The 4,462-nt window shown below is 71.4% G+C and carries 4 protein-coding genes and 2 pseudogenes; 4 read left to right on the top strand and 2 right to left on the bottom strand.

What is annotated here, in order from left to right:
* The 3 genes and pseudogenes from G6026_RS14015 to G6026_RS14005 form a co-directional block, all read left to right on the top strand.
* Positions 1-334, top strand: a pseudogene (locus tag G6026_RS14015) (ABC transporter family substrate-binding protein); the annotation flags it as partial.
* Entirely contained in the window at positions 331-1,227 is an 897-nt protein-coding gene (gene mshB / locus G6026_RS14010) for an N-acetyl-1-D-myo-inositol-2-amino-2-deoxy-alpha-D-glucopyranoside deacetylase (protein WP_182613523.1), read from the top strand. The pseudogene G6026_RS14015 and the gene mshB, both read left to right, overlap by 4 nt.
* On the top strand, positions 1,224-1,625 hold the full coding sequence (locus tag G6026_RS14005) for a hypothetical protein (protein ID WP_182613522.1): 402 nt from the start codon (positions 1,224-1,226) through the stop codon (positions 1,623-1,625). Before mshB ends, G6026_RS14005 begins: the two co-directional genes overlap by 4 nt.
* On the opposite strand, the gene G6026_RS14000 is transcribed toward G6026_RS14005, so the two are convergent.
* Both G6026_RS14000 and G6026_RS13995 read right to left on the bottom strand, forming a co-directional pair.
* Positions 1,596-3,299: a PH domain-containing protein gene (locus tag G6026_RS14000; protein ID WP_107756761.1), complete on the bottom strand. Its 1,704-nt coding sequence runs from the start codon at positions 3,297-3,299 to the stop codon at positions 1,596-1,598. The two genes, G6026_RS14005 and G6026_RS14000, sit on opposite strands and share 30 nt — an antisense overlap.
* A complete protein-coding gene (locus G6026_RS13995) occupies positions 3,296-3,940 on the bottom strand; it encodes a PH domain-containing protein (protein ID WP_107756760.1) in 645 nt (214 codons plus the stop codon). Before G6026_RS13995 ends, G6026_RS14000 begins: the two co-directional genes overlap by 4 nt.
* A 99-nt stretch (positions 3,941-4,039) precedes the next feature.
* On the opposite strand from G6026_RS13995, the pseudogene fbiC reads away from it, so the two are divergent.
* A pseudogene (gene fbiC / locus G6026_RS17525) lies at positions 4,040-4,462 on the top strand (7,8-didemethyl-8-hydroxy-5-deazariboflavin synthase); the annotation flags it as partial.

Below are 4,462 nucleotides of genomic sequence, written 5' to 3'. Positions count from 1 at the left end.
GACCACCGGGGCGCCCGCCCCCACCACCACCAGTGCCCCGTCACGCACCATCGGCACCTCCGCCCCGGCGAGGGCGAGCGGGGTCTCCGGGGTGTGCGTCCCCGAGCTCGACCGAGCTCTCGGGCTCGGGGACGCGCCGGGCGGCCCCGACCTGGAGACGGCGGGCGACCTGGTCGCCGAGCAGGCCCTCCGGATCCCGTTGGTCAGACCGGTTCTGCTGCTCTCCGACGACGGCGTCGAGGTGACCGGCGTGGGTCCAGCCGGTGCCGACGCCGCGCCACCGATGGTCTCCGACGTCTTCGACTCAGCACCCACCTGGAGGAGGACCGGATGACACCTCTCGCCGTGCCGCAGCCGGGCACCGCACCCCGGGCCCTGTTCGTCCACGCCCACCCGGACGATGAAGCCATCACCACCGGAGGCTCGATCGCCGCCCTCGTCGCGGCCGGTGTGGAGGTGCGGGTGGTGACGTGCACCCTCGGGGAGGAGGGTGAGGTCCTCGGTGAGGACCTCTCCGGGCTGCTGGCCGACCGCGCCGATCAACTCGGCGGGTTCCGGATCGGGGAGCTGGGGGTCTCGCTCCGCGCGCTCGGTGTCGACCGGCCCCGTTTTCTCGGGGGCGCCGGCCGGTGGCGGGATTCCGGGATGGCCGGGACGCCGTCCGCGCGGCATCCGCGCGCCTTCGTGGGCTCTGGGCGCGAGGCGGTCGACGAGATGGTGGCACTCGTCGACGACTGGCGTCCCGACCTGGTGGTGACCTATGACCCGCGCGGAGGTTACGGCCACCCCGACCACATCCGCGCCCACGAGGTCGTCCACAGTGCGATCGACCAGGCGGCCCACCGGCCCTGGCGGGTGGCGTGGACCGTCACCGCCAGGTCCGACGTCTCGCGACGACACCCGGCGCCGCCGGCCCACCTGCGTCACGCGGACGAAGCCGAGCTGCCATCCGTACCGGACTCACGGCTGACCCACCGTGTGCCGCTCGACGACGCCACCTATGCGGCCAAGCTGGAGGCCCTGACCGGACACGCGACCCAACTCGAACTGGTCCCGGGGCCGGATTCAGAACCGTGGTTCTTCGCCCTGACCAACGGGATCCTCCAGCCCGTCTCGGATGTCGAGTGGTATATCGCCCACGACCTCGCCGACCCCGGGGGCCCCTACGTCAAGTGCCCGCCCGGTACCGCTCACCTGCTCGACGGACTCGTGGGGGAGACCCGGTGACCGGCCGGGCCGCCCTCGTCCGGTCGACCAGGGTGATCGAACTCGGTGTAGCGCTGGTGATGCTCGCCGTCGGCGCCGCCACCAGCTGCGTGCTGGCCGTGGCCTGGCTCGCGACGTACGTCGGCCCGGTCCCGTTCCCGTTCACCATCCTGGCGGCCGGTGTGTGGTCGCTGTTCCTGGTGCGGGTCGCCTCGGCCTGGTCCGACCGGGCGATCGTGGCCGTGTTCCCGGCCCTGATCTGGATCCTCACGTTGGTGACGCTCAACCTGGGCCCCGGAGGCAACATGCCCGTCCCGATCGGGTTACGGGGCCTGGCTCTCCTGGTGGTGGGCGGTCTCATCCCACTGTGGGTCGCGACGCTGGGACGCTCACCGCGGGCGGAGACCCATCGACGGTGAGGAGCGCACGTCGGGGTCCCCGTCGTGGTGCCACACGTCCGTGATGCCGGGGGTCAGCGCCTCGGCCAGAGCCCAGGCCTCGTCGGCGTCCATGTCGACGACGGAGTAGACACCGTTGCCCGCGGGGGTGGCCGCCGAGACGGTCGCGACCCCCGCGGAACGCTGGAACACCGACTGGGTGACCGTCCACCCGATGATGCCCTCCGCCTCGAGCACGGTCCGCTTGGCGGTCCACGACCCACTCGAGCTCACCAGGACGTCGGGCAGCAGAGCGTGGCCGAGCATCCTGATCCGGTCGACGGACAACGCGAGGAAGAACACCAGGGCCGCCGGGATCCCCCACTGCACCCAGATGTCGGCCGATGGGCCGGAGTCGATCCGCACCAGGACGATCAGGCCGGCCACCACCCAGAACGGGAGGAGTCCACGGGTGATCCGCCGGCGCGCGGCCTTCCACGGGTGGCGCCGGAGCCTCACGGTGACCGGCGTCGGGTCGCCGAGGATGCGCGCGGCCACCCGCCGGACGTCCTTGATGGGGGCCTGCGGCAGCAGCGTCGACGCGGCGGCACCCTTCTTGGTCCCCGTCATGATGGGCTCGAGCCGGCCACCGCCCAGGAGCCGGAGATAGACCGGCAGACGGATCTCGACCCCTCGGAGCCTGGCCTTGTCCAGCGCCTGATGCTTCCGTCGGAGGATGCCGTTCTGGACGTAGAGCAACTGTCCACGGTCGGTGAGCGCGTACTTCCCGTAACGGATCGCGTACGTGATGATCGCCAGGACCCCGGCCACCATCCAGACCGCGATCACCTCGCCGACCAGAGTCCACGGCTGTCCCAGGGAGTCGAGCCACGAGACGGTCGCCTCGACCACCGCGAGGTCCATGACCCGGTCGTGCATGTCCCCCATCTGCCAGGTGAGGAGCCACAGGGACAGGAGAACGCCGAACCCGAGGAAGGAGAACGGCGCGAACCGCGCCCACGTGACGCGCCACCGGGAGATGTCCTCGCCGTACTTCGACCCCCACTGCTCCTCGTCCTCCTCGCTCAGCGTCGGGTCCAGGGCGCGCCGATGTTTGAGCAGTTCGTCGCGCAGCGGCTCGACCTGGGCAGTGTCGATGGCGTTGAGCCGGAACCGCTCGGCGTCCGACTTCCCGGAGTCCGCGCGGCCGGTGCCGACCTCGACGATCGATACGCGCATCACCCGGTGGAACAGGTCCGACTCGGTGTCCACGCTGCGGATCCGCTGGCGCGACACCGTGACCACGTTGCGGCTGAAGAAGCCCTTCTTCAGGACGATGTGGGTCCGGCCGACCTGGTAGCTCGTGGACAGCCACCTCAGTAGACTGCCCAGGACGATCAACGAGATGACGCCGATCTCGAACCAGTAGTTGTTGCGATTCGACCCCAACCACAGGGAGATGAGGAACAGCGGGAGCAACCGGGTCAGCATCCCCAGCGGGTCCACCAGCAGCATCCGCCAGGACAACCGGTGCCACGGGGCCTCCGGGTCGACCGCGCCGGCGTCGTCAGTCCGATCGGTCGGCGCCGTCTCCTCGGCCGCCTCCTGGTCCGGTGCCGATTCGGTTCCAGGGGCCCGCGCGGTGTCGACGGAGGAGCCGGCCTCGTCGTCGTCCGGACCGGCCGTCACCCCGGACACGGTCCCCGGTCCGCTCACGTCCCGTCCTCCGAGTCGAGGTTGGCGATGGCGATGAGGTGCTGCGCCAACGCCTCCGCGTCGGCGAGCACCAGGCCCCTGATCTCCACCGTGCCCTGCGCCGACGCGGTGGAGGCGTGGACGGTGGCCAGACCGAACCACCGTTCGAACAGGTTGCGGGTGGTGTAGACGGTCTGCAGGCGCGCCAGCGGGGCGATGCGGAACTGGGTGGTCCACCAGCCCTTGCGCGAGCACACGGCGGTGTCCGAGACGTCCCACCGGGCCACGACGTAGCGCCACCACGGCGCCACCACGATGGACATGAACGCGAACGGGACGGTCGCTGCCAGCGCGACCCAGTTCCAGAACCCCATCACGTTGTCGCCCCAGAAGTACCACCCGACCTGCAGGGCGGCGAGGATCGCCCACGACCAGATCCCCTCGATCACCCACAGCACCGGCGTGCGGGGGGAGATCCGGTGACGCGGAGCCGTGACCAGCACCCGGTTGGACGTCAGCAGACCCTCGCCGGAGTCGGGGACGTCCTCGGTAGCGGTCGCCGGAGCCGGCTCGCGCAGGGCGTGGGCGCCACCGGCGCCACGGGGAGGTGCGGACACCAGGGGATCACCGTTGCTGCGCAGGGGACGGGCGGGATCGGGCATGCCGCCCAGACTAGTGCGCGGTCCCGTTCCGTACGGCCGTGACCTCCCACGCAGCACCGGCCCTCCACCTCGCGGCCTCGGTGGGGCATCATCACGGACATGGATCTCGCCCTGACGCCCGTCGATCCCGAGCCCACGCCCTCGGCCATGCGCCGCGCGCTGCGCCGGGCCTCCGACGGGCTCACCCTCGACGTGACCGAGGCGGCGGTGTTGCTGGCCGCGCGTGGTGACGATCTCGTCCGGCTGACCGGGCTGGCGGCCGCGCGCCGCGACGCACGGCTCGTCGACGAGGGACGCCCGGGGGTGGTGACCTACTCCCGCAAGGTGTTCGTCCCGCTCACCCGCCTGTGCCGCGACCGCTGCCACTACTGCACGTTCGTGACCGTTCCGGGCAAGCTCCGGGCCGCTGGCGAGGGGCTGTTCCTCGACCCCGACGAGGTGGTGGACCTGTGCCGACGCGGCGCGGAAGCCGGGTGCAAGGAGGCGCTCTTCACGTTGGGCGACCGACCGGAGGACCGCTGG

Source organism: Dietzia sp. DQ11-38-2 (assembly GCF_014145055.1).
Taxonomy (GTDB): Bacteria; Actinomycetota; Actinomycetes; order Mycobacteriales; family Mycobacteriaceae; genus Dietzia.
Note: the sequence above shows the minus strand (reverse complement) of the source record. Positions and strands in the feature narration are given on the sequence as shown.

Excerpts from the sequence above, each read along its gene's own strand:
- mshB (WP_182613523.1), top strand. The coding sequence starts at position 331 with ATGACACCTCTCGCCGTGCCGCAGCCGGGCACCGCACCCCGGGCCCTG.
- G6026_RS13995 (WP_107756760.1), bottom strand. The coding sequence starts at position 3,940 with ATGCCCGATCCCGCCCGTCCCCTGCGCAGCAACGGTGATCCCCTGGTG.